General features: G+C 35.9%; 21 protein-coding genes and 1 other RNA gene. 13 read left to right on the top strand and 9 right to left on the bottom strand.

Annotation, left to right across the window (positions count from 1 at the left end; all coding sequences use genetic code 11):
* Positions 1-28 precede the first annotated feature (28 nt).
* The 3 genes from BMX49_RS10445 to BMX49_RS10455 all read right to left on the bottom strand — a co-directional run bounded on the left by BMX49_RS10445 (position 29) and on the right by BMX49_RS10455 (position 5,563).
* Positions 29-1,525 (bottom strand): peptide MFS transporter, encoded by a 1,497-nt coding sequence (locus BMX49_RS10445; protein WP_034720529.1) that lies wholly within the window; start codon positions 1,523-1,525, stop codon positions 29-31.
* 134 nt (positions 1,526-1,659) lie between these two features.
* Entirely contained in the window at positions 1,660-3,342 is a 1,683-nt protein-coding gene (locus BMX49_RS10450; protein WP_034720531.1) for a peptide MFS transporter, read from the bottom strand.
* A 94-nt stretch (positions 3,343-3,436) separates the two neighbouring features.
* Positions 3,437-5,563 carry a S9 family peptidase gene (locus BMX49_RS10455; RefSeq protein ID WP_034720534.1) on the bottom strand — a complete coding sequence of 709 codons (2,127 nt, stop codon included), beginning with the start codon at positions 5,561-5,563 and terminating at the stop codon, positions 3,437-3,439.
* 120 nt (positions 5,564-5,683) lie between these two features.
* On the opposite strand from BMX49_RS10455, the gene BMX49_RS10460 reads away from it, so the two are divergent.
* Positions 5,684-6,157, top strand: a complete 474-nt coding sequence (locus tag BMX49_RS10460) for a hypothetical protein (RefSeq protein WP_034720536.1) — start codon at positions 5,684-5,686, stop codon at positions 6,155-6,157.
* Positions 6,158-6,215: 58 nt separating this feature from the next.
* On the opposite strand, the gene BMX49_RS10465 is transcribed toward BMX49_RS10460, so the two are convergent.
* From BMX49_RS10465 to BMX49_RS10475, 3 genes are all read right to left on the bottom strand, one after another.
* Positions 6,216-7,565 carry an AAA family ATPase gene (locus BMX49_RS10465; protein ID WP_034720538.1) on the bottom strand — a complete coding sequence of 450 codons (1,350 nt, stop codon included), beginning with the start codon at positions 7,563-7,565 and terminating at the stop codon, positions 6,216-6,218.
* Between the two features lie 84 nt (positions 7,566-7,649).
* Positions 7,650-8,174: a helix-turn-helix transcriptional regulator gene (locus tag BMX49_RS10470; RefSeq protein WP_034720541.1), complete on the bottom strand. Its 525-nt coding sequence runs from the start codon at positions 8,172-8,174 to the stop codon at positions 7,650-7,652.
* A 133-nt stretch (positions 8,175-8,307) separates the two neighbouring features.
* Positions 8,308-9,399, bottom strand: coding sequence for a TerC/Alx family metal homeostasis membrane protein (locus BMX49_RS10475; RefSeq protein WP_034720543.1), 1,092 nt, complete (start codon positions 9,397-9,399; stop codon positions 8,308-8,310).
* Positions 9,400-9,747: 348 nt separating this feature from the next.
* Between BMX49_RS10475 and BMX49_RS10480 the strand changes: the two genes are divergently transcribed.
* Positions 9,748-10,854: a M14 family zinc carboxypeptidase gene (locus BMX49_RS10480; RefSeq protein WP_034720546.1), complete on the top strand. Its 1,107-nt coding sequence runs from the start codon at positions 9,748-9,750 to the stop codon at positions 10,852-10,854.
* A gap of 51 nt (positions 10,855-10,905) precedes the next feature.
* Here the strand turns inward: BMX49_RS10480 and BMX49_RS10485 are convergent, their stop codons facing one another.
* Complete coding sequence (locus BMX49_RS10485) at positions 10,906-11,412, bottom strand: DUF4920 domain-containing protein (RefSeq protein ID WP_034720547.1); 507 nt, start codon at positions 11,410-11,412, stop codon at positions 10,906-10,908.
* Positions 11,413-11,663: 251 nt separating this feature from the next.
* On the opposite strand from BMX49_RS10485, the gene BMX49_RS10490 reads away from it, so the two are divergent.
* From BMX49_RS10490 to BMX49_RS10515, 5 genes are all read left to right on the top strand, one after another.
* Complete coding sequence (locus BMX49_RS10490; RefSeq protein WP_034720549.1) at positions 11,664-13,073, top strand: APC family permease; 1,410 nt, start codon at positions 11,664-11,666, stop codon at positions 13,071-13,073.
* Positions 13,074-13,373: 300 nt separating this feature from the next.
* Positions 13,374-13,613, top strand: a complete 240-nt coding sequence (locus BMX49_RS10495; protein WP_034720551.1) for a putative signal transducing protein — start codon at positions 13,374-13,376, stop codon at positions 13,611-13,613.
* A 518-nt stretch (positions 13,614-14,131) separates the two neighbouring features.
* A complete protein-coding gene (locus BMX49_RS10505) occupies positions 14,132-14,968 on the top strand; it encodes a 1,4-dihydroxy-2-naphthoyl-CoA synthase (RefSeq protein WP_034720555.1) in 837 nt (278 codons plus the stop codon).
* Positions 14,969-15,055: 87 nt separating this feature from the next.
* Positions 15,056-15,988 (top strand): 1,4-dihydroxy-2-naphthoate octaprenyltransferase, encoded by a 933-nt coding sequence (gene menA / locus BMX49_RS10510; RefSeq protein ID WP_034720557.1) that lies wholly within the window; start codon positions 15,056-15,058, stop codon positions 15,986-15,988.
* Positions 15,989-16,006: 18 nt separating this feature from the next.
* Positions 16,007-16,690, top strand: a complete 684-nt coding sequence (locus BMX49_RS10515; protein ID WP_034720559.1) for a metal-dependent hydrolase — start codon at positions 16,007-16,009, stop codon at positions 16,688-16,690.
* 137 nt (positions 16,691-16,827) lie between these two features.
* Here the strand turns inward: BMX49_RS10515 and ffs are convergent.
* Positions 16,828-16,925: signal recognition particle sRNA small type (gene ffs / locus BMX49_RS10520), an RNA gene on the bottom strand.
* Positions 16,926-16,997: 72 nt separating this feature from the next.
* Between ffs and BMX49_RS10525 the strand changes: the two genes are divergently transcribed.
* The 5 genes from BMX49_RS10525 to BMX49_RS10545 all read left to right on the top strand — a co-directional run bounded on the left by BMX49_RS10525 (position 16,998) and on the right by BMX49_RS10545 (position 21,812).
* Positions 16,998-17,576 (top strand): DUF4199 family protein, encoded by a 579-nt coding sequence (locus tag BMX49_RS10525; protein ID WP_034720562.1) that lies wholly within the window; start codon positions 16,998-17,000, stop codon positions 17,574-17,576.
* Between the two features lie 73 nt (positions 17,577-17,649).
* Complete coding sequence (locus BMX49_RS10530) at positions 17,650-18,600, top strand: glycosyltransferase family 2 protein (RefSeq protein WP_034720565.1); 951 nt, start codon at positions 17,650-17,652, stop codon at positions 18,598-18,600.
* A 54-nt stretch (positions 18,601-18,654) separates the two neighbouring features.
* Positions 18,655-19,356, top strand: coding sequence for a GIN domain-containing protein (locus tag BMX49_RS10535; protein WP_034720568.1), 702 nt, complete (start codon positions 18,655-18,657; stop codon positions 19,354-19,356).
* A gap of 54 nt (positions 19,357-19,410) precedes the next feature.
* Positions 19,411-21,123, top strand: coding sequence for a phospho-sugar mutase (locus BMX49_RS10540; protein ID WP_034720570.1), 1,713 nt, complete (start codon positions 19,411-19,413; stop codon positions 21,121-21,123).
* A 113-nt stretch (positions 21,124-21,236) separates the two neighbouring features.
* Complete coding sequence (locus tag BMX49_RS10545; RefSeq protein ID WP_126337109.1) at positions 21,237-21,812, top strand: hypothetical protein; 576 nt, start codon at positions 21,237-21,239, stop codon at positions 21,810-21,812.
* Between the two features lie 79 nt (positions 21,813-21,891).
* Here the strand turns inward: BMX49_RS10545 and BMX49_RS10550 are convergent, their stop codons facing one another.
* Complete coding sequence (locus BMX49_RS10550) at positions 21,892-22,698, bottom strand: hypothetical protein (RefSeq protein WP_051803833.1); 807 nt, start codon at positions 22,696-22,698, stop codon at positions 21,892-21,894.
* Between the two features lie 367 nt (positions 22,699-23,065).
* Here BMX49_RS10550 and BMX49_RS10555 point away from each other — a divergent pair, with 367 nt between their 5' ends.
* Complete coding sequence (locus BMX49_RS10555) at positions 23,066-24,319, top strand: pyridoxal phosphate-dependent aminotransferase (protein ID WP_034720573.1); 1,254 nt, start codon at positions 23,066-23,068, stop codon at positions 24,317-24,319.
* The last annotated feature ends 7 nt before the right edge of the window (positions 24,320-24,326 follow it).

A 24,326-nucleotide genomic window follows, 5' to 3' on the forward strand; every position in this document is an offset into this window, starting at 1 on the left:
TTTTGGTATATTTTTATTTGAAAAATTCTTAGTGAATTCCCTTCATAAACTTGTTTAAAATTGGTGAGAGCAATAATAAACATGCTCCTGAAGCCAACATTAAATAAGTAATAAAAGGATATAAAGCAAAATCGTACGTCGTTAAGATTTGCTCTAAAGTTGCCGCTAAATAGTTACCTAAAGCAAAACTGGCCATCCAAACACCCATCATAATTGACGTGATGCTTCCTGGAGATAATTTAGTCACCATAGAAAGTCCGATTGGTGATAACATTAATTCTCCCACTGTTAGGAGTGCGTAAACAACTACCAACCACATTGGGCTAACAATATTTCCTGCATCTGCACTGTTTTGTGCTTGAGTCATGATAAAGAAAGCAATCGCTCCAATAAACATTGCCATTGCAAATTTAACAGGAGTTCTTGGATTTAGTTTCTTAGCTGCTAATTTCACCCATAAGATTGAAAATAGGGGAGCCAAGGTCACAATCACAATAGGGTTAATGTTTTGAAACCAAGTCGTTGGGATTTCAAATCCACCAACAACTCTATCTGTATTTTCTTGTGCGAAAAGGTTAAATGTTCCTCCAGCCTGTTCGAATCCTGCCCAGAAAACGATGTTGAAAAAGGCAAGAATTAAGATTACAAATACTCTGGTCCATTCTGTAGAACCGTTGGTCCCTTTAAAAATGGACATTCCAATAAATCCAACTCCAGCAATTCCCAAGACCCAAACCATGATGGTATGAATGAGTTCGGAAGAGTGGTTCCAAATGAACATAATTAGAATAACGAACGCGACATTTCCGATGGTGTATAAAATTACATCTCTCCAGTCTTTTCCTACCAGATCAGTCAGTCCTTTTTCTTTATATCCTGGTGGAAGTCCTTTGTCGCCAAGAGTTCCTCTACGTGCGTAGAACCAAAGAACACCTAAAAGCATTCCTAAACCTGCCGCAAAATAACCGTAAGGCCAACCCACTTTTTCGCCTAAAGTTCCCGCTACGAAAGGAGAAAGAAAAGCTCCAATGTTAATACCCATGTAGAAAATGGTAAAAGCACCATCTTTTCGAGGATCATCATTATCATATAAATCTCCAACGATCGTAGAAATATTTGGTTTGAAGAAACCATTACCTAAAATCAAAACTCCTAGACCTAGATAAAAAAGGTTTTTTCTGGTTTCAAGATCTGGTAACAATTCAATGGAAGAACCTGCTGCCAACATAAACTGACCAATCGCCATCACTAAACCACCAACTAAGATCGATTTTCTTTGACCTAAAATTTTATCTGCAAACCAACCTCCTAGAATAGGCGTTAGATAAACTAAAGCAGTAAAAACTCCATAAACCGATAAAGATTCAGCACGGTCTAGGCCGAAACCTCCCGTTGCCAGCTCTGCGGTTAGAAAAATTGTAAGTAGCGCACGCATTCCATAATAGGAAAATCGCTCCCACATTTCAGTAAAGAACAGAGTGTATAATCCTTTCGGATGTCCCTGTTGAGGCTGTGTTGTATCCATTTTTTTTAATTGTTGTTTTTGATTAAGGAACAAATATAGTTTTTTTTTCTTTTTAGGAGAAAGGATATTCTCAAATTAAACATGAAAAGTGCTGAATTTAACAGCACTTTCAAGATAATTAGTTATCAAAGGTTTTAGTTAATCCCTTTTTCTTTCAAAATTTTATTAAGCCTTTTCAAAATTGAAAGTCCTAAAATGGTTGCAATTAACAACAAACCAAAATTGACGACAAAGAAATACGCCTTGTTGTCGTATTCATACCAAAAACTAGCTAAGACACCGGATAATTTATTACCGATTGATGTTGATAAGAAGAATCCTCCCATCATTAAAGCTGTAAGTCGCGGTGGCGAAAGTTTTGACACAAGCGATAGTCCCATCGGCGAAAGCATTAATTCTCCCAACGTAATAACTCCATAGGACGCTATTAACCAGATGGCAGATACTTTAATCAATCCATTGTCCCCGGCATACACGGCTCCTACCATTACCAAACAGGATAAGGCGGAGATAAATAGTCCTAAAACAATTTTGGACGGAGTGGTGGGTTCTTTTCCTTTTCGCCGCAAGAACATAAAGAAGCCGACGACAATTGGCGTGAGTATAATCACCCAGGCTGGATTAATCGATTGGAATAATTCGGTATTGTAAAGAGCCACCTCTTGACTCGGCTTGGCTTCGAGTTTAGCCCGTTCAGTTTCTGAAATATTTCTAAAATAAATATCCTGACCTTGCTCTTTTACTGGTTTTCCGGCTTCATCTTTCTTGGTACGGTATTGATCATCATACGCTGAGACCTCTTTCATTTCGTAAGTTTTACCTTGTACGCCATCTTTTCCATCAATTAAATTAATGGCTCTTAATGGTTCAATCAAAGGCGCTGGAATAGAGCGATCGGTATAATTGTTTGCCCAACGAGTCAGTGCAGTTCCGTTTTGTTTGAATACTGCCCAGAACATTAAACTCACTGCAAAAATAGCAAGCAAAGCCCCGATAGGTCTTTTATCTTCTGCATTAGCTTTTACATAAAGCATAATGTAGAAGTAGATCACGGGAATACAGGCAAAAATGAAGGCGTCAGTAGAATCGGTTCCGAAAACATTTCCGGGAATCATCCAGCCAATTACCCCTGCAACGATCGCTGGTAAGAAAACCTTTAATAAAACGTCAGATATTTTGGTGTCACCTTCTTGAGATGGTTTCAAAATATTAGCTTGTAAAATGTGCTTTCTACCCAAGGTGAAAACCAATAACCCAATAAACATCCCGACTCCTGCTGTCATAAAGGCTGGTCCCCAACCATATTTATTACGCATGAAGGCCGCAATAATATTACAAATAAAGGCGCCAATATTAATTCCCATGTAGAAAATATTGTATCCCGCATCTTTATTTGCGATGTATGGTTCTTCATTATAAAGGTTTCCTAACAAGGTAGAAATACTTGGTTTGAAGAAACCATTTCCTAGAATTACAAGTCCTAATGAAGCGTAGAATAATGGTAATTCTTTGAATAAACCAACACCCAAATATCCTAAACCCATCAAGGTTCCCCCGATATAAATTGCTTTGATATATCCTAAAACTTTATCAGCTAAAAAACCACCAAGAAAAGGAGTAAGATAAGTAAGGGCGATAAAAGTTCCGAAAATATCATCTGCACTTTTATCATTAAAGGCAAGACCTCCTTTTTCACTGTCGATCATATATAGAACGAAGATTCCGAGGATTAGATAGTAGCCAAAACGTTCCCACATTTCTGTAAAAAACAGATAAGGTAAACCTTTAGGATGTTTGCTGGTTGATTTTTGTTCCATTTTTAAAGTTTAAGTTGAGCAAATATATATTATTTAGTTTAAATATAAAAAGCCCCCAAATTGGTAGTTTGAGAGCTCCTTATGGCTGTTTTATTTAAAGATTTTCTAGTAAAAAATTAGTCATCTTCTGGTACAATTGCGGACGGGTTTGGCCGCCGTAAATTCCGTGGTTTTTATCGGGATAAGCCATGAATTCAAACTGCTTGTTGTTCTGAATTAAAGCTTCCGAAAATTCCATAGCGTTCTGAAAATGAACATTATCGTCAGCAGTTCCATGGATTAAAAGGTATTTGCCCTTAAGTAAATTTGCGTAGGTTGTGGGTGAATTATCATCATATCCACCTGGATTTTCCTGTGGAGTTCTCATGAATCTTTCGGTATAAATGGAGTCGTAATATCTCCAGTTTGTAACTGGTGCCACCGCTATTCCGGTTTTGAAAACATCTGCTCCTTTTGTCAAGGCCAAACTCGCCATATATCCACCGTAACTCCAACCAAAAATCCCAATTCTGTCTTTGTTGATGTATGATTGTTTTCCAAACCACTTTGCAGCAGCAATTTGATCATCAATTTCGAATTTTCCTAAATTAAGATAAGTTGTTTTTTTGTATTCAGTTCCCTTATAACCCGTTCCACGACCATCAACACAAGCAACGATATATCCCTGCTGAACCAAATGGTTGAACCATAAACCATTTCCTTGATCCCAGGAATTGGTCACCTGCTGAGAACCTGGACCAGAATATTGAAACATAAATAAAGGATATTTCTTAGTCGGGTCAAAGTCTTTTGGCTTCATTACCCAAGCATTCATCTGATCTCCAACTTCATTGGGAATGGTCATAAATTCTTTAACAACCATATTATCAGCCTGAAGTTTTTTCAGCTGCTCTTCATTATTTTGTAATTCCTTCATCGTTTTTCCTGAGCCATCTTTCAAAACATAAGTGAAAGGTTTGGCGGCAGAAGAGGATGTTTCAATGAAATAATTATAGTTCTGGCTGAAGTTGGCACTGTTGGTGCCGGAAGCATTTGAAAGTAAGGTAGTTTTTCCAGTATCGATATTCACTTTCGAAACTACTTTATTGATGCTTCCTTCTTGAGTTGTTTGAATGAAAACTTCCTTGGTTTTCGGATTATAACCGTAGTAATTGGTTACTTCCCAATTTCCTTTGGTGATTTGTTTTTTCAGTTTTCCGTTTTGATCGTATAAATAAAGATGACGGTTGCCATCTCGTTCTGCGCCCCAAATAAATGAGTTGTCAGCTAAGAATTCCAAGGTTACGTTATCAGTATCGATCCATCTTTTATCAGATTCGGTGAATAGTTTGGTAACGGTTCCCATTTTTGTATTTACCTTTAAAACATCAGAAGCATTTTGCAACCTTTCCGACGTAATCAAAATGATTTCATCAGGTTTCGCAGTTTTATAAACGTCAGGAATGTAATAATTTTTATAGTTGCTTAGATTTAAGACCATCGTTTTAGCCGAATCTAAACGATACAATTGAGCAGAAACTACTGAATTTTTTTCTCCCGCTTTAGGATATTTAAAACGCATTTCAGAAGGGTAGAGCTGTTTTCCATAAATCGGAATCGACATTTCAGGAACTTCAGATTCGTTTGATTTTACAAAAACGATGGCGTCTGAATTTTTTGTCCATTCGTATAATTTAGCATGTCCGAATTCTTCTTCATACACCCAATCACCTAATCCATTAAGGATAAAGTTTTTCTTACCATCGGTCGTGATTTGAGTAATTTTTCCCGAATTAATATCTTGATAAAATAAATTGTTATCAGCAATAAAGGCTACTTTACTTCCATCTGGCGAGAAAGTCGGCTCTTGTACAAAATTTCCATTATTAAGAGTTAAAACTTTTGCTGATTTTAAATCTTTAACGTCAAACTTTCCTAAAAAAGAATGTCTGTAAATAGGTTGACTTTCTTTTAGCAAAAGGATTTTTGACTCATCATCATTAAAAATATAAGACTGGAATTTTCCATCAACGATGTTTCCTTCTTTTTGAGTGGTTTTATAGGAGTACTTTGCAATTCCACCTGGTTCGATGATCGCATAATTTTCGCCGTTTTTAAGTGATGAAATTCCTGAAATTCCTTTGCCTCGATAATAACCGGAATAAATTTTATCTAAAGTTATTTCCTGAGAGAAATACAAGACTGATGTTAAAATAGAAATGGAGAAGAGGATTTTTTTCATAATAAATTTGATAAGATTTCAAAGATAGGAAATTTCTTAAAATACCGTTAAACTTTCTATTAATCAGTTTTAATGGCAATGTTATTGATATCCTTTACCTAATTAAAAAAATAACAAATTATGGAAACTTTTAACGAGGAAAAACTAGTAAAATATCAAATGGACGAAAAGGAGATCGTTGTAGGTTTCGCAACATTTCAAGACGCAGAAAATTATGCTGCTCAAAGTTTAGGTGATTTAGTAGAAGTTGGATTTAAAGATGGAAATGATAATCCACAACTAACCAACGAAGCATCTTTGATTTCTCAAAAACTGCATTATTTTGTAGAAGCAGGTCCAGAATACAAATTTATTCATTCCGCAGATCCAGCATTTAGAGACTACGCGGATCAACTGCAGGAGAGAAAAGCAGATTTGAATGACGACAGCCCAGAAGAAAAATATATCGCAAATGCTGAGATTGAAATCTCGGAAGATCCAATCATCGTTTTGAAAAATAATGAATTCGAATCGATAACTTCCCGCGAACGCTCAAAATATCTAAAGCAAGCAAATGTTTATGAGATAGGCGTTTCAAAACCTTTAGAATTGTAAAAAGAATTAAAAATTCTAGTATCTAAATATATAACTCATTGAATTAAGTGGGTTATTTTTATGACTTTTTTTCGTCGGTATGAGTAAATCCGATTGGTTTTTTTGGCAGATCCACAATTTTATAATGTTCTAATTCAGTTCTCAGCGCGTCAATTCTTTGCTTAAAATCATCATAATTATTCAGGGAAACATCGAACAGAAACTGATCTACTTGCTCTAAGTAAGTACTTGTTAATTTTTTTGAAGCGTCTCGTAAAGAAGCATCTTGCATTTTTTGGGTAATTACAATAGGCAGAGTTTGATCTTTTAAATAGACATTTCTAATTCTTTTCTTCAAGCTTTGGGTAAAATCAATGAGCATGGTATTAGAAAATGCGCGCATATTTTTAGAAACCTCCAACCAGAAGGGCAGTCGATGTGCTTTATTGTTTTCTAAGATCTTCATTAACAAAGCCTCATCTGCAAGATTTTCGGTCATATGATGTAGAAGCATTTCTGAACGTTCCTTGATATTCGGAGGAAAAACGGGGATTAAAACGTCAAACCTTCCCGGAGCGAGTAGCTCTTTGTCAATATTTGCCAATGAATTGGCAGCACCAACCATCAGTATTTTTTCTCTTTCAAAATGGCTGATATAGTGAAGGATTAATTCTTTGCTCTCTTCATCACAACTTTTTACCGATTGCTCTTCATTGCGTTCACGCATTAACTGATCGAAATCTTCTAATAAAAGAAGGACGTTGTCCGACTTCATCATCTGAATCAGAAAATCATTAAAGGTTGTTTTCTGATTATCGACCAATGTAGTTCCTAAATAGTGTTTTTTAATTTCTTTGAAATCGTAGGAGATGATTTCTGCAATTTTATTAGCCCAAAATATTTTACCACTTCCCGGCGGACCATATACAATAATGCCGGCTGGTTTATGGATTCCCCATTCTTGTAATGAACCACTATTGAGGTAGGGTTCTAACGCTTGAGAAATAAAGAAAAAAACATCCCGATAACCGATAAATTCACGTTCTGCCAGTGGCGTACTTTTACCAAAATAGTTATAAATAAATTTGTAGTTGCCACCAAGTTGGTTATCAATACCAAAACTAGAAACAGAAGATCTGTATTTGCCGTTATCAAATACCTTTGGCTTATCTTTCTTAATAATCTCTGCAACTTTATTGGTCGGTTGATCGATGTTTTCGGCAATCTCTTCAATCGATTTGTTTTGGTTTAAATCTTCTGAATACTTTTTTAAGAAAGTAATATTTTCTCTTGCAAATCGTGCGAAGTCATCCTTAACGTCAAAATTTGTGGTTATACATTCGGAAAGCTCTAAATCAAAATCCTGGATAAATTTGATAAAACTATCCGTAGGAATTTTAAGTTCTTTTGCGAGGTCAGCCAATTTCATATTAGTCCGTTTAAAAAGGGTAGACTCAAATATACAAAATTAAATTTTTTTGTTATTTTTGATTTTAATGTCGGAAGTCTCAAATCACTGTTCGAAAGATTCAAATTTACCATTTTCATAGAAGAGAACGATTCTTTTAAGTTTAACTTCCTGTTTATCAATTGACTCTATCTTCTTTTCTAAATCAGCAACCTCTAATCGCTGAGAATCCATTATTTTCTCCTTTGTAACTACTTGTTCAGCCAAATTCGATTCCTGTGGAACGTTACTAATGATTGTATCCTCAGATTCAGTAATTCCAAAGGCTTCATCATTTATTAACGAGAATAAATCGGGTAGTGATGTTGGTTTAGGTTTTTCCGGCTCAACCTTAATTTCATTAGGCTCAACGGCTGTTTTCAACATTTCCCCTTCACCTTCGATAAGCCATTCCCATGCGAGTTCGGGGAAGCGTCTTTTAATTTTCATTAAAAAATCCAGTGATGGTTTATTCCGCCCAGAAGTAATATGAGAGATACTCGAACGCTGTACTTCGATTTCGTCTGCAAATTCGGACAGTGATAATTCAGCGTAGGTGATTACTTTAGAAATTCTTTCCTTTAAATCCATATTACAAATGTAAATAATATTTTACAAATATAAATTACATAAGTAAACTAAAATAAAATCACCTCAATTACAAAAGTAAAATGAGGTGATAACTAATTGATAGATAATGTTGTTGAGTATTTACATTCCTAAATTACTTTCGTAAATGATCATCATTTTTAGGATCATACTTTAATTTTCGATCTTTCTTCTGCTCTGGTAATACCAAGGAAAGGAAGATACTTCCACCTAGAATTCCGACAATAATGAAAAGTGAATCGGTAGTTGAAAAACCTAATTGATCGAGATATTCATGGAACAACATCTTCAATCCGATAAAGGTTAAAAGAATTGCCAATCCTACCTGTAGGAATCTGAACTTGTCGATAACTCCAGCTAATAGAAAGAACATAGATCGTAGGCCGATGATGGCAAAAATATTAGAAAAGAAGACGATATAAGGATCTTTAGTCACCGAGAAAATCGCCGGAATACTATCAACTGCAAATATTAAATCGGTAAATTCTATGATCACAAGTACCAGAAATAAAGGAGTCATTTTATTAACGCCATTGATTTTCACAAAGAATTTATTACCCACAAAATGGTTATGTACCTTAAAATACTTATTGGCGAATTTTACTACGGGATGTTTTTGAGTATCAATTTTTTCGTCGTGGTCTTTACTGAAGAACATCTTAACCCCTGTAAATACTAAGAAAGCTCCGAACACATACATAATCCATTCGAACTTCTGAATAAGAGCTGCACCTACGAAAATGAAAATAAATCTCATTACAATCGCTCCCAGGATTCCCCAGAACAGCACGCGGTGATAATTTCTTGGAGCCACGCCAAACGCGGTAAAGACCAGAACCATTACAAAGATATTATCAACTGATAGCGCGTATTCTACTACGTACCCCGTTAAATATTCAAGTCCGAGATTTTGATTGTATAAATAAAGACTACTTCCCAAATCGCCAGGTATAATCTTTACAGGATGATGATGTTTAGAAACGATCTGTTGAAGTTTCTCGATACTGTCTATACCATGGAGTAGGTGACCGTAGTTAGTGAGAACAAAATAGAAACACATAGAAAGTGCCACGACGAAGAAACTCATCAATCCAGCTTGTTTCATCGAAACAGTGTCAGATTTTTTATTTAACAATCCTAAATCTAACGCCAGGATAATAAAGATGAAGAGGATGAAACCTAATAAGAAAATACTCTCGTTTGTCATATAATAGTAAAGCGCAAATATAATCAAAATACGTACTTGTTCAGTAATTTACATTTGTGAATAACAGAAGATGCGTCTATCAAAAATAAAAACCAGTGTTTGTGTTTATTACCACCAAATGGCGAAAAAGCTTATGTTTTTCACTTGAACCAAGTGCGAACCTTAGATTGAGCTAAATACTTTAAATCACTGAAATATAACAAGTTGTAAATAGTAATTAAAAATAACGCAATCCACAATTTAATCAACAGACATTCTGGCAATCAACACTGTTTAATCAATTTACAAAAGTTAATTGCGTTTTTAGAAAAGAAAATTCTAAATTTGGAAATTGTAAAATAAATAAGAATGTCGTCAAACGTAATTTACCATCAGAACCCTAACTTCCCAAACCGCTATATTTCCCCAGAGAAATTATTTTATTACCTACAGACGAATTACAGTGAGGTTATTGAAAAGGTCGGATCTTCTTATCTTGAAAATCCGATTTACAAAATGAGTCTGGGAAATGGACCGATAAAAGTCCTCGCTTGGTCTCAGATGCATGGAAATGAATCTAATTCGACTCATGCGATGTTGGATTTGCTGGAGATCTTTAAAAGACAACCAGATCTGAAAGAACATTTATTCTCAAAAATAAGTTTGGATTTTATTTTTATGCTTAATCCAGATGGTTCAGAGAAATGGACCAGACGAAACGGACTAGATATTGATCTTAACAGAGATTTCCTTAAACAATCGAGTAAAGAGTTTCCTTTGTTAAAAGAGCTGGCGAAAAATGGAACTTATCATTATGCCTTGAACCTGCATGAGCAGCGAACAATTTTTAGTACGGACGGAGTCCACCCTGCCACCTTATCTTTTTTAGCGCCATCTCAGGACCATGAAAGAACTATTTCAGAAACGAGAAAGAAAGCTATGGCCGTAATTTCGAGAATATATCAAAAGTTGAAGATCGAAATTCCCAATCAAATTGCGAGGTATTCAGATGAGCATTATCCTAGTTCGACAGGAGATAATTTTACCAAAATCGGCATTCCAACAATTTTGTTTGAAGGAGGTCATTTCCCTAATGATTATCAAAGAACTGGAACTCGAAAATACTATACGTTCGCATTGTACGAGGGATTGCTGGCGATTTCGACCTTAAATGGTGCCACTGATGGTTGGGAAACCTATCAAGAAATCCCTGAAAACATAGAATCACATTTCGATGTTATTTACAGAAATGTCAAGCTGAATACTGATTTTGAGTGTATTTTAGATATCGCTGTACAATACAAAGAAGAAATAAAGCCGGATGCGAATGAAATTTCTTTCACTCCAATTGTGGTCGAAGTGGGAGATATTGGTAAAAAGAAAGGCTGGGTAGAAATTAATTGTACTGGGAAAAATTTTGTCTCAGAGAAGAAATTTCCTAAACTAGATGAAGAAGTAGATTTTAGAATAGAATAAGAAAAAGCGAAGTCACTCGACTTCGCTTTTATATTTTTATGGGTGTGCGGTTTAGTCAATGACTTTTATCCCACTCGCCATAAATCTGGTTTCTTGTTGTGGTTTAGTGATCGCATCTATTTCGGCTTGAGATTTTTTAGCGTCTTCCGCGTAATGTTTTTGCTCGTCAACCGAAGTAACTTTTGTTTCGGCATTTCCTTCCAAAATTACCGTTTTACCTTCCAAGGCCGTCGGTACAAAAAAAGCATAATCTTTCATCTTTACAAAGAACTTTTCCTTATTAGCTGTTTCCACCGTTAGCCAGCAGCCTTTTTTGTCGCAAACTTTAACTACTTTTCCTTTAATGGCGACATTTTCAACTTTCGCAGATTTCTTTAATATCTGATCTAATTTCTTGACGCTAATTGCAGATTTCTCCGAGTTTGCAGATACTCCGGCGCCATAACTTTCGCCAACCATTGCCATGCCTTCTGGTGGACCAACTTTTTTAGCCTCCGAATTTTGTGCAAAAGCTACCGTACAAAATAGGAATGATAATAAAAGACCTAATTTTTTCATTGATTTAATTTTTACAAAAATAGATAAAATTTTTAAATGCGAATTGCTTCTGAATCAATAATTTATGTTAATTGATTAACTGTTGTTATTAATTTTTAAAATTCTTTGCAGAAAATTTATATATTTACCGCTTTCAAACTTAAAATCGGAATAAGGTTTCATTTCCTAAACTAAAAATTTACAGTGTAGTATTTATAATTTTTTAAAAATAAATTAGGAAGTATTATCCCTTCATTAATCTTAAATAAGGTATGCATAAAAAACTCAAACTTTGGGACGCCACGATGTTGGTCATGGGTTCTATGATCGGGAGTGGAATTTTTATCGTCAGCTCAGATATGATGCGGAATTTAGGTTCCGGTTATTGGCTGATCGCAGTTTGGGTCATTACCGGAATTATGACGGTCGCTGCCGCAATTTCATACGGCGAACTTTCCGCAATGTTTCCAAAAGCGGGTGGGCAGTACACTTACATTAGAGAGATTTTTGGAAAAATGCCAGGTTTTTTGTATGGTTGGGGTTTGTTCACCGTCATCCAAACGGGAACGATTGCCGCCGTGGCAATGGCTTTCGGTAAATTTACCGCCTATTTAGTTCCAGCGCTCAATGATGCCCAGCCGCTTTTTCAAAATGGTGGTTTCAAAATCACCTGGATTCAAATTTTAGCGATTGCTATTATCATGTTGCTGACCTACATTAATTCTAAAGGATTAAAAAATGGAAAAATTCTGCAAGATGTTTTCACGTCTTCGAAAATCATCGCTCTTCTAGCCATCATTATCTTCGGAGTAATTCTGGTGAAAGATTCCCAGTGGGCTTCAAATATGAGTTTTGGCTGGAATGCTTTTCAGGATTTTGGCGTCGAAAATGGGAATTCTCTAGAATCAAGCGGTTGGAAATCCATCGGAAGTATTACGCTCCTTGGCGGAATTGCCGCCGCCATGGTCGGTTCTGTGTTTAGTTCTGTGGCCTGGGAAAACGTAACATTTATGTCTGGCGAAATTGAAAACCCTAAGAAAAATGTCGTAAAAGCAATGGTTCTCGGGACCTCTGTGGTAATGGTTTTATATCTTTTTGTCAATTTCGTTTACCTACACGCACTCGATCGCGACGGAATCGCTTTCGCCAATACCAACCGTCCTGCCGTAGCTGCTTCCGAAGTTATATTCGGCAGCACAGGTACAATCATTATGGCGGTTTTAGTCATGATTTCAACTTTTGGCTGCATCAATGGATTGGTGTTAGCAGGAGCGCGAGTTTTTCAAACCATGGCCAAAGGAAATTTGTTTTTTAAATCTGCCGCAGAAAATAATAAAAATGGTGTTCCGGGAAGATCCCTTTGGATGCAGGGACTTTGGGCGTCAGTTCTTGCGCTTTCCGGGCAATATGGCGATTTACTCGATATGATTTCGTTCATCATCGTATTATTTTATATGGTCACCGTTTTCGGAGTGATTTGGCTCAGAATCAAACAGCCTAATTTAGAACGACCGTACAAAACATGGCTATATCCAATCACGCCAATTATTTATTTACTCATCGGAGCTGCATTTTGCACCCTTTTAATCATCTTCAAACCTCAATATACCTGGCCAGGATTCATCCTCATTTTATTGGGAGTTCCCGTGTATTGGTACATCAACAGGAAAAAAGTGGAGTAACTAGTAGTGCTTTTTGCTGGGAGCAACCTTATTTTTGCTTCTTTCAAAACCAGTCACGCTCTCCACTATATCTTTTTTTCGTCGTGCCTCCTCAAAAAAGGATGCCGTTGCGATCGTGGCTAAAACTTCTTCCTAGCTTTCTTTCAAAATTATATTGGCAAATATTATTGCGGCAAATAACTACGGTTGCGTTTGTAGTTGACGAAAAAACTGTTTTGGTTGAAATAGAAAATTAATGCTCATTTTTCTTGCTGCATCTGCTGGTTTGGAAAAAATAACTAACTTTCCAAAAAAGAAAATATGTCAGAATTAGTTCCAATTTTTCAATCTTCGTACTTGTATGAAATTGAAGTTGCCAAAACCAAACTCGCTTCCCGCGAAATTCCCAGCTATATCAAAAATGAATACGTGAACAATATCGCAGTATTTCCAATGTCACAAAACTATTATCTATTGGTAAGTGAACGCGACTTTGAAGCCGCAGAAAAAGTTCTGGAAGAAAATGATGAGATCTCAGAGGACGATTTTAAATTACCATAGATTCAAGTTGCTAAAGCTGAATCTGCTTTAAGCGCGATTTTTATCGATCTCAGAAACGTACTGAATAACATACCACCATTAGCCTCTATCTTTTTTCTGAAGATAAATATTATTATAAATTTTTCCAGTTGATATAAACTTGATTCCAGAGAAATTACATCTCTGTGGAAATAGCAATGTAGTTTTTAAATCGTTCCGTAGGAACGCTATCCTCCTAGAAGATTTTTTTATAAGCGCATAGACTAGAAAGATGACTAATCTTTCACAAATTCTAATTAATAGGTTACTCTCCGAAAATCTTTGAAATAGAAAATTCTTGTCTTTTAGCCCCGACTGAAGCGACATCCTTTTTTGAGGAGGCACGACGAAAAAAAGATACAGCGGAAGGCGGGTGGAGTCCTTGATGAAAACGAAAATCTTTTTGCTCCTCAAAACCACTAAATCTCCCCAATTTCGACCCGTTTTCATTTGGTCAACCCTGCTAAAATTACCTATCTTTACGCAAAATTTTACGCAAAATGACAGACTGGAAAACCGTCAAAGAATACGAAGATATTACGTACCAGAAAAAAGGTGGCGTCGCAAGAATCGCCTTTAACAGACCGGAAGTGCGCAATGCATTTCGCCCCAAAACAACCTCAGAATTATACGATGCTTTTTACCACGTTTCCGAAGATTCGTCGGTAGGCGTTGTTTTGTTAACTGGTGAAGGTCCAAGCCCGAAAGATGGGGGTCACGCTTTTTGTAGCGGTGGCGATCAGCGAGCACGTGGCGAGCAAGGTTATGTTGGCGAAGATGGCAGACACCGATTAAATATATTAGAAGTTCAGCGATTAATTCGCTTTATGCCGAAAGTGGTAATTGCTGTTGTGAATGGTTGGGCAGTTGGTGGCGGACATTCTCTTCATGTTGTTTGTGATCTAACTTTAGCGAGTAAAGAGCACGCTATTTTCAAACAAACCGATGCCGATGTGACCAGTTTTGATGGTGGCTATGGTTCGGCTTATTTGGCAAAAATGGTTGGACAGAAAAAAGCCAGAGAAATTTTCTTCCTTGGACGAAATTATTCTGCTCAAGAAGCTGCTGATATGGGCATGGTGAATGCTGTAATTCCGCACGCTGAATTAGAAGATGCGGCGTACGAATGGGCTGAAGAGATTCTAGGAAAGTCACCGATGTCGATTCGAATGTTGAAATTTGCCATGAATCTAACCGACGATGGAATGGTTGGTCAGCAAGTTTTTGCTGGTGAAGCAACCCGTTTAGCCTATATGACCGAAGAGGCAAAAGAAGGGCGAAATGCTTTCCTTGAAAAAAGAAAACCTGACTTCGGAGATAATAACTGGATATCTTAAAATAAGTAATTGGTAATGAGCAATGAATAATAATTCATCGCTCCAAATTACTCATTATAGATTACTCATTACTCATTAAAAAAATACATGACTGATTGGATTAAAGCAGCTCGACTGCGAACATTACCACTTTCGATGAGTGGAATTATTTTAGGTTCTTTTATCGCACGATGGAGAATTCTTGAAAATAATGGAACTTGGGATTGGCGAATTTTCGCGATGGCTTTGGTCGTCACTTTATTATACCAAATCCTTTCAAATTTCGCTAATGATTACGGCGACGGAATTAGAGGAACCGACCAATTGCGCGTTTCAGAAGCAGAACAAAGAGCCGTAGCTTCAGGGAGAATTACCGCAATACAAATGCGAAATGCTGTAATTCTTTTTTCTATTTTATCGTTAATTGCTACGATTGCCTTGCTTTATCTGGCTTTCTTCAAAGAAAACTTAATGAACGAGTTTTATATTTTTGTGGGCTTAGGAATCGCCTGTATTTTGGCTGCGATCGGCTATACGATTGGGAAGAAACCGTACGGTTATTTAGGATTAGGCGATATGATGGTCTTTATCTTTTTCGGTTTGGTTTCGGTCTGTGGAAGTTATTTTCTTTTCACCAAACATTTCGACTGGGATATGCTTTTACCTGCAACTGCAGTAGGTCTATTGAGTGCAGCGGTTTTAAATCTGAACAATATGCGCGACATCGAAAGTGATGCAGCGAGCGGAAAGAAAACCTTGGCGTTACGCTTGGGATTTAAAAAAGCGATGGTTTATGAAATCGTTCTATTGCAGCTGCCTTTATTGGTGATGTTGGTCTTTATGATGATGAATGGTCTACACACTCAAGGAAAATATTATGCTTTTATCTTTTTCATTCTCATGCTTCCTATGACTGGGTTGCGACGAAAAATTATGCAAGTAAAAGAACCAAAAGAATTAGATCCGTTCTTGAAACAAGTTGGAATTATTACTTTAACCATGGCCGTTTTAGTAGCGGCTGGCTTAAATTATTTTAATTAAATTTTTAATGAATTGAAAATGAAAATAAAATTTCTCGGACAAAACTGTTTTTTGTTCACTTATAAAGGAAAAAATATTTTAACAGATCCTTTTTATAATTTTCAAAAAGAAAAATCTGGTTTTGATATTGTTGCACAGAAGATTGATTACGTACTGATCACGCACGCACACGGCGATCATATTGCTGATGTGAAAGAAGTTCTACAACATTATCCCGAAGCTTCGGTGATTGGACAACCTGAGATTTGTGGTTATTTTGCTCATCCTAATTCTATTGATATAAATTTCGGAGGTTCGGCGAAGGTTGAGGATTTAAAAATTTCAATGGTCCCGGCCAGTCATACCAGCTCTTTTCCTGATGGAACTTATGGCGGCGAACCGTGCGGATATATTTTTAGATATCCGGGCAAAAATATCTATTTCTCTGGTGATACTGGAGTAATGGCGGATATGGAAATGTTTCCGAAGTTATTTGGGAAAATTGATTTGGCCATACTTCCGGTAGGCTCACATTATACAATGTGTGCGCGCAAAGCAAGTTTTGCGGCGGCGGAATTACTGAAAGCAAAAAAAGTGATTGGGTGTCATTTCGACACTTTTCCGCCGATTACAATTAATCATGAAAAAGCACACCGACTGTTTGCAGAAAAAAATATTGAATTTACTTTACCAAAATTGGGAGAGGAATTCGAAATTGAATAGAGCAGAATAGGAAACTTTTCTAAGTAGGAGATCGATGTAAAGGTTTAATAGAGAGGATCGTTTTTGAAAAAGTGGAGACGATTAAATAAAAGAAGAAACGATAAGTGATATGAAAATACGAGACTATAAGGCACAAAAAATGGCAAGCTACCTAAATCACACCGCTACAACCGATTACCTTTGCTGCGTTCCCACCCTGGAGGAGTCTCAGGAGCTGGTTGTTTAGGACTTGCCGTTGCAAATATACGCCTTTAATTCAAAATTCAAAATTCTAAACTTTAAAATTATAAAAATTATTACTTTCAATATGAACAAAAATGTCTACACCATTGGTTTTACGCTGTTTATCACCACAATGGTTATCTTCTTCGCCATGTATTTTTTCGGAATGAATACCGATTATTTTGATAATACTATGCTTTTGAACTCCTTTATGATGCCAACCGTGTATTTGGCGGGTGCTTACTATTCTGTACATTTAATTAGAAAAACAGGCGTGAGAATGGGATTTGCAGAAATTTTCGGACGAGCTTTTAAACCAATGTTTGTTGGTGGTTTTTTATCGATAATGACCATGTTCCTATTTTTAAACTTTGTAGACCCGGCAGCAAAAGATTTATTAAACTTCCAATATCTTGAAAGACAGAAGACCGAAATGGATAATGAGTACAATACGACTAAACCAATCCTAAAAACAGATGAGCAAAAAGCAGAATTAGAAAAGGAATATGCACAAAATAAACTGCGTATTTCTCCTGAAATGACTAAAGATAAAGACTTATTCAGCTTTCGGCAGTTTAGTTATTATTTCGCGGCGATCCTTATTTTTTACGTTATTTTATCTACTTTTTTTGCAAGTTTCTTTAGAAGTAGAACGGAACTTTGATTTTAATCATCAAATCAGATAGTGCTTCCAAGGAATAAACCCCTAATTTTGTCTCAATAACATTTTACAATTAATGAATTTATCCATCATCATTCCACTTCTCAACGAGCAAGAATCTCTTGAAGAACTTTTTTCAAGAATTGACAAAGTTTGTTCTAATCATGATCTTTCCTATGAAATTTGGTTTGTAGATGATGGCAGCACCGATCTTTCCTGGAGTATCATCGAAAATTTAAAGGTGCAGCATCACCAAATTCGAGGCATCAAATTTCCCCGAAATTATGGTAAATCACAAGCTTTACACGCCGCCTTTGAGCGCGCAAGTGGAGACGTAATTATCACAATGGACGCTGATTTACAAGATTTTCCGGAAGAAATTCCAGAGTTATACGACATGATCAAAAACGAAGGTTATGATATTGTTTCAGGTTGGAAAAAGAAACGCTTTGATAATGTAATGACTAAAAATATTCCATCGAAATTATTCAATGCGGCTGCGAGAAATTTGTCGGGAGTAGAATTACATGATTTTAATTGTGGGTTGAAAGCTTATAGAAAACAAGTCGTAAAATCCATCGATGTCTATGGAGATATGCATCGTTATATTCCAGTTTTAGCTGCGAATGCGGGTTTTAGAAAGATTACTGAAAAGCCAGTTCAACATCAGGCGCGACCTTACGGAACTTCTAAATTCGGAACCGAGCGTTTCGTGCGTGGATTTTTAGATTTAATTACCCTCTGGTTTGTAAGCAGGTTTGGTGGACGTCCGATGCATTTTTTTGGAGCCGTGGGAACCATTATGTTTATCGTCGGATTTTTATCAACAATTTGGCTGGGAATTTCGAAATTGGTCGATGTTTCAAAAGGAATTTACGGACATTTATTAACGAATAACGCTTGGTTTTTTATTGCCTTAACCATGATGGTTTTAGGAACTTTACTTTTCATCGCAGGATTTTTAGGAGAGATGATTATCAGAACAAATCGTCAACATGAGAATTACCACATTGAGGAAGTGATTTAATTGGTTGGTAAAAGTTTTGGCAACAACACAATTCATATTTGATAAATTTTAGTAATGAGGAATTTAATATATGTCGGACTTATTTTCAGCTTGTTCTCTTGCGGAAAAGTTTCTCCAAAAGGTGAAATTATAAGCAAGGATATTAAAGTTGAAGAATTTGTCAACCTTAATTTGGATGGGAAATTCCGAGCTTTCTATATTAAAAGTGACAGCAGTTTTGTCAATGTAGAAACCTATAAAAATGTTGGTGATAATTTAAAAATTAAAGTTAAAGATAAAACTTTATCGATTACGGAAAGCCGAGAAACAGAAGGAGTCGATTTCTATAACGTTACTATTTATTCCAAGTATAATTTAGAAAAAGTCTCAATGACGCAAACGTCGGAATTGAACATCTCCAGCGAAATTAAGACTGATAACTTTCGACTTAATCTAAAAAATAGCGCTAAATTTATAGGATCGGTGAATTCCAGAAGGGCAGAAATTGATATGACTGAAAAAAGTCGTGCGAATTTTTTAGGTAAAACAAAAGACGTTATTTTGAAAATCTCCGACACTGCCAGTTTAATCGCTCCATATTGGATGATTGATCATTTAAAAATAGAGTCTAAAAACGGAAATTATGCAGAAGTTAATGTGAAGGATTCTTTAAAAGGAGCGGTTAAAAACACAGCGAAACTAACCTATTACAATGATCCGATCAGCGCAATTAAAATTGAAGAAACCGCAACTGTTCAACACCAAGAATTAGAATAAAATTTAAAGTAGAGCAGTTTTTATAAATTTAAATTAGAAATAAAAAATATTGATATGACAACTTTAGAAAAAGCAAAACTCTGGCTAACAGACACTTTCGACGAAGAAACCCAGAAAACGATTCAAGAATGGATCGATACCAATTCTGATGAATTAGAAGATTCTTTCTACAAAGAGCTAGAATTTGGTACTGGCGGAATGCGTGGAATTATGGGCGTCGGAACCAATCGCTTAAATAAATATACTTTAGGACAAGCCACGCAAGGTTTGGCGAATTATCTTCATGAGTCGTTCCCTAATCAAGAAATTAAAGTAGCGATTGCCTATGATGTTCGTCACAATTCGAAAGAATTTGGTAAAATGTGTGCAGATGTTTTGACTGCCAACGGAATCAAAGTTTTATTATTCAAAGAACACCGACCAACGCCGGAACTTTCTTTCACGGTAAGAGATAAAAATTGTAACGCTGGAATTGTTTTAACTGCTTCTCATAATCCACCTGAATATAACGGTTACAAAGTATATTGGAATGATGGTGCGCAAATCGTACCACCAGATGATGAGAATATTATCAAAGAAGTTTATTCGGTAAAATTCAATGAAATTAAATTTGATGGAAACGATGATTTAATCGAATGGATCGGACCAGAACAAGACGATGTTTACATCGATGCTTGTATGAAAAATTCCCTTTACCAAGATGTTGGCAGAGATAATTTGAATATCGTTTTTACTTCTATCCACGGAACAACGTATGCAACTGTACCGCAAGCTTTAGCAAAAGCAGGCTTTAAGAAAGTTGATTTGGTAAGAGAGCAAATGATTCCAAGTGGAAATTTCCCTACTGTAGCTTCACCGAATCCTGAGGAACCAGCTGCTTTGGAAATGGCGATGGATTTAGCCAGAATTACCAACGGTGATATCGTTCTGGGAACTGATCCAGACGGAGATCGATTGGGAATTGCCGTTAGAAATTTAGATGGAGAAATGCAGTTACTGAATGGAAATCAAACCAATACCATTTTAACTTATTATATTTTAGATCAATGGAAAAAAGCCGGAAGAATTACGGGTAAAGAATTCATCGGGTCTACGATTGTAACCTCCGACATCTTTATTGATATTGCTGAAAAATTCGGGGTTGACTGTAAGATCGGTTTGACTGGTTTTAAATGGATCGGAAAAATGATCCGTGATTTCGAAGGCAAAGAAAAATTTGTTTGTGGTGGCGAAGAAAGTTTCGGTTTTATGACTGGAGATTTCGTTCGCGATAAAGATTCTTGTGGATCAATATTATTAGCTTGCGAGATTGCCGCTTGGTGTAAAGCGAACAACACAACCATGTTTGAATATATGATCGAGATTTACAAAGACCTCGGAATGTATTATGAAGGTTTAGTCAACGTAGTGAGAAAGGGGAGAACTGGGGCTGAAGAAATCATTCAGATGATGAAAGATTTCCGAGAAAATCCACCAGCAGAAATCGCAGGTTCTAAAGTGGCCATCGTAAAAGATTTCCAGGAACAAACTTCTTTAAATCTATCTAAAAACCAGAAATCGGTGATGGATGATATTCCAAAATCGAATGTATTGATTTATTACACAGAAGATGGAACAAAGGTTTGCGTGCGTCCATCTGGAACGGAACCGAAAATTAAATTCTACGTTTCTGTAAAAGATCAAATTGCTTCCAAAGAAGAATTCAAGGAAAAAGCGGCTCTTTTGGGTCAAAAAATTAATCAAGTAAAAGAAGATTTGAAACTGTAGGGTTCAGATAATTTTGATAACTTTAAGGCAGAGATATAATTTATCTCTGCTTTTTTATTTGCCAAGAAATGAATTTTAGGCATATCAACAACTTGAAATTAATCTATTTTATTATGAAAAAAAGTTTGTCATTTTTATTTTTTATTGCAATCTTTCATTTTGTGAATGCGCAGGTAAGTATGATTACATCGAAATTTTCGCAAAATTTAACAAAATCAGATTTGCCTTTTTCAGGAGATCGGAAATTATATGCAGTTGGTATTGATGACAAGAACACAGAAAATTATTTTGTGGTTTCGAAGAATCGCTCTGGTGCAGACCGTGATGAGCTATTCATTGAGAAATTCACCAAAAAAGGAAATGAGTTTATTAAATCGTTCCAATATAAACTGACGCATCCCATTAATAAATCTTTAGCATTCATTGACAATCGAGCCAGTTATTCCGACGTTGATAAAGATGGAAATTACGAAAGTCTTTCGCTCATCGATCAACACCAATCTGGACCTGAAAGTAAAGTAGAGAAGGTAATAGGAATGATTTTATACCAAAACACAGCCTACGAAGTTTGGATTTCTGCCGAGGACGAATTTTCCCAAAATCATTTCAGCGCTAATTTTTCTAAGTTACCTGTTGCTGTTAAAGAACATTTTCTAAAATTTTGGGATGGTTTAAATAAAATTAAATAATTTTCAGATGGTCGCTTTACAAAAATAAAAGTTCTGCACGTTTTCGTACAGAACTTTTTTATGGTTTTAGCCTTTCAACTTAAAGTGCTGTTTCCTCAGTCTCAACTGGATTTTCAGGTGGTTCTTGGGCTGTTTCTTTTTTAACTTTTACTGGTTCTACTATTGCTGCGGGCGGTTTTGGTTGACTTTCCTCTACCTCGTCGTCATAATCGCCGTGATCGACATATTCTTCTTCTTGATTATTAATATCATTTTCGGTATACTGATAATACGAATTAAATTTTTTAGATTTTTTATCGTAAATAACTACGTATTTGCTCGATTCTCTCTGAACGATTAAACCACTGGTTGGTGCATTAATTAAGGTAGATTCTTCTAAAAATATTTTTGACCCAGCTGGAAAGGAATTGATTACAGGTAGTTCATTATCGTAATCTTCAATAAACAACAGTTCACCTTTTCGGTTAAAAATAACAAGTTTAGAACTTTTAAAATCATTTTTTTCTAAAATAACCGCCATATCATCTATATCCTGGCCATCATCTGTAAAATTACCGAACGCAAAAACTTTCTTCGCCCGGTCTGGGATTTTAGTCATAAAATAAGTACCATCTAAATAATTATTTACATCTAAGAAATGATAAATAAAGGTTTTATAATTATAATGAATCTCATCATAAGCAGGCGCCGAAAAGATTGATTCAACATCAGCAACAACATACTCATTCGAAACCGTTGTTTGGTTAAATTTATCTTTAACTAAAAATCCTATTATTAAAAGCAGTATGAAGCCTACTATTAAGGTGATGATTAATCCCTTTCTAGATTTTTTAATAGGAAGTGGTGGTTGATTTGATGGCAAATCCGAGGGTTGATTTTCGATCATGTTAATTTATCTAGTTTGAATTTATTTTGCAATTATTTTAAACGTACTGCATACAAATCTAATAAAAAAGTTTTAATTTTCAATTTTAAGCGAAATTTTTAAATTCATTTTTATCTATATTAAATTTACTAAAATCTCAAGTGATGAAACACTTCAAATAGTTTATGAAGAAGGTGAGAAGTTTAAGATAAAACTGGGTGAAATTATTTTTAAGAACTAGATCATAAACCTTTCTTGTAGTATATGTCACTAAATGGTCTCTGTTTTTTGGGTCGGAAAGTCAAATGAAATTTGTTTAAAAGTTGTAAATTTGATTCAAACTAAATCGACCAATTATAGGTCTTATATTTTTCATTAAAACTCATCTATGAAAGTATCTAAATTAGCAGCCAATCTTATCGGCTCCGAAATCATCAAAATTGGAAATCAAGTCAATGACATGAAATCGCAAGGTGCTGAAATTGCAAACTTGACTATTGGCGATTTAAACTCTAACATCTATCCGATTCCTGATTTTTTAAAGGAGGAAGTTCAGAAAGCCTATCAAAATAATCTAACCAATTATCCGCCCGCCAACGGACTTTTATCTTTGCGGAAAGCGATTTCAACAGATATCCAAAATCGCTGGAATTTAGATTACTCTGAAAATGATATTCTCGTTGCTGGAGGTTCCAGGCCCTTAATTTATGCCGCGTTCAAAACAATTGTTGATCCCGATGATAAAGTAATTTACCCCGTTCCATCTTGGAATAATAATCATTACGCTTATCTGACTGAAGCCCAGAAAATTGAAGTTGAAACAACTCAGGAAAATAATTTTCTACCAACCGCAGCAGATTTAAAACTTCATTTAAAAGGAGCCGTGCTTATTGCGCTTTGTTCCCCTCTAAATCCGACTGGAACCATGTTTAGCAAACAGCAACTGGCCGAGATTTGCGAAATGATCATCGAGGAAAACAAAACTCGTGGTGACGATGAAAAGCCTCTGTATTTGATGTATGATCAGATTTATGCCATGCTTACTTTTAAGGATGAACACTTCGATCCCGTTTCTTTATATCCTGAATTAAAAGAATTTACCGTTTATATTGACGGCGCTTCTAAATGTTTTGCAGCTACTGGAATTCGAGTAGGCTGGAGTTTCGGACCAGCTTTAATCATCAATAAAATGAAATCCTTGCTGGGCCATATCGGGGCTTGGGCGCCAAAACCTGAACAAGAAGCAGTTTCGGTTCTATTAAATCATCCTGAAAAAGTTGATGAATTTGTCAATCATTTTAAAGGAGAAATTGCTGAAAGTCTGACGGTTCTTCATAATGGAATTCAGAATTTAAAAAACAAAGGCTTTTCTGTGGAAAGCATTCAGCCGATGGGCGCACTTTATCTTACCATAGAGTTGGATTATATCGGTAAAACAAAACCTGATGGTGTGGTGATCAAAGATTCTTCTGATCTTGTTTTTTACTTAATTGAAGAAGCTGGAATCGCCTTAGTTCCTTTCTCAGCTTTTGGAAATTCGCGCGATATGCCGTGGTTCCGCGCTTCGGCAGGCGGAGTTTCTTTAGAAGAAATCAAAAATATGTTGCCTAGATTAGAAGCCGCGTTAACCAAACTTTCCTAGTTAGATT

The organism is Kaistella antarctica, assembly GCF_900109615.1.
Taxonomy (GTDB): domain Bacteria; phylum Bacteroidota; class Bacteroidia; order Flavobacteriales; family Weeksellaceae; genus Kaistella; species Kaistella antarctica.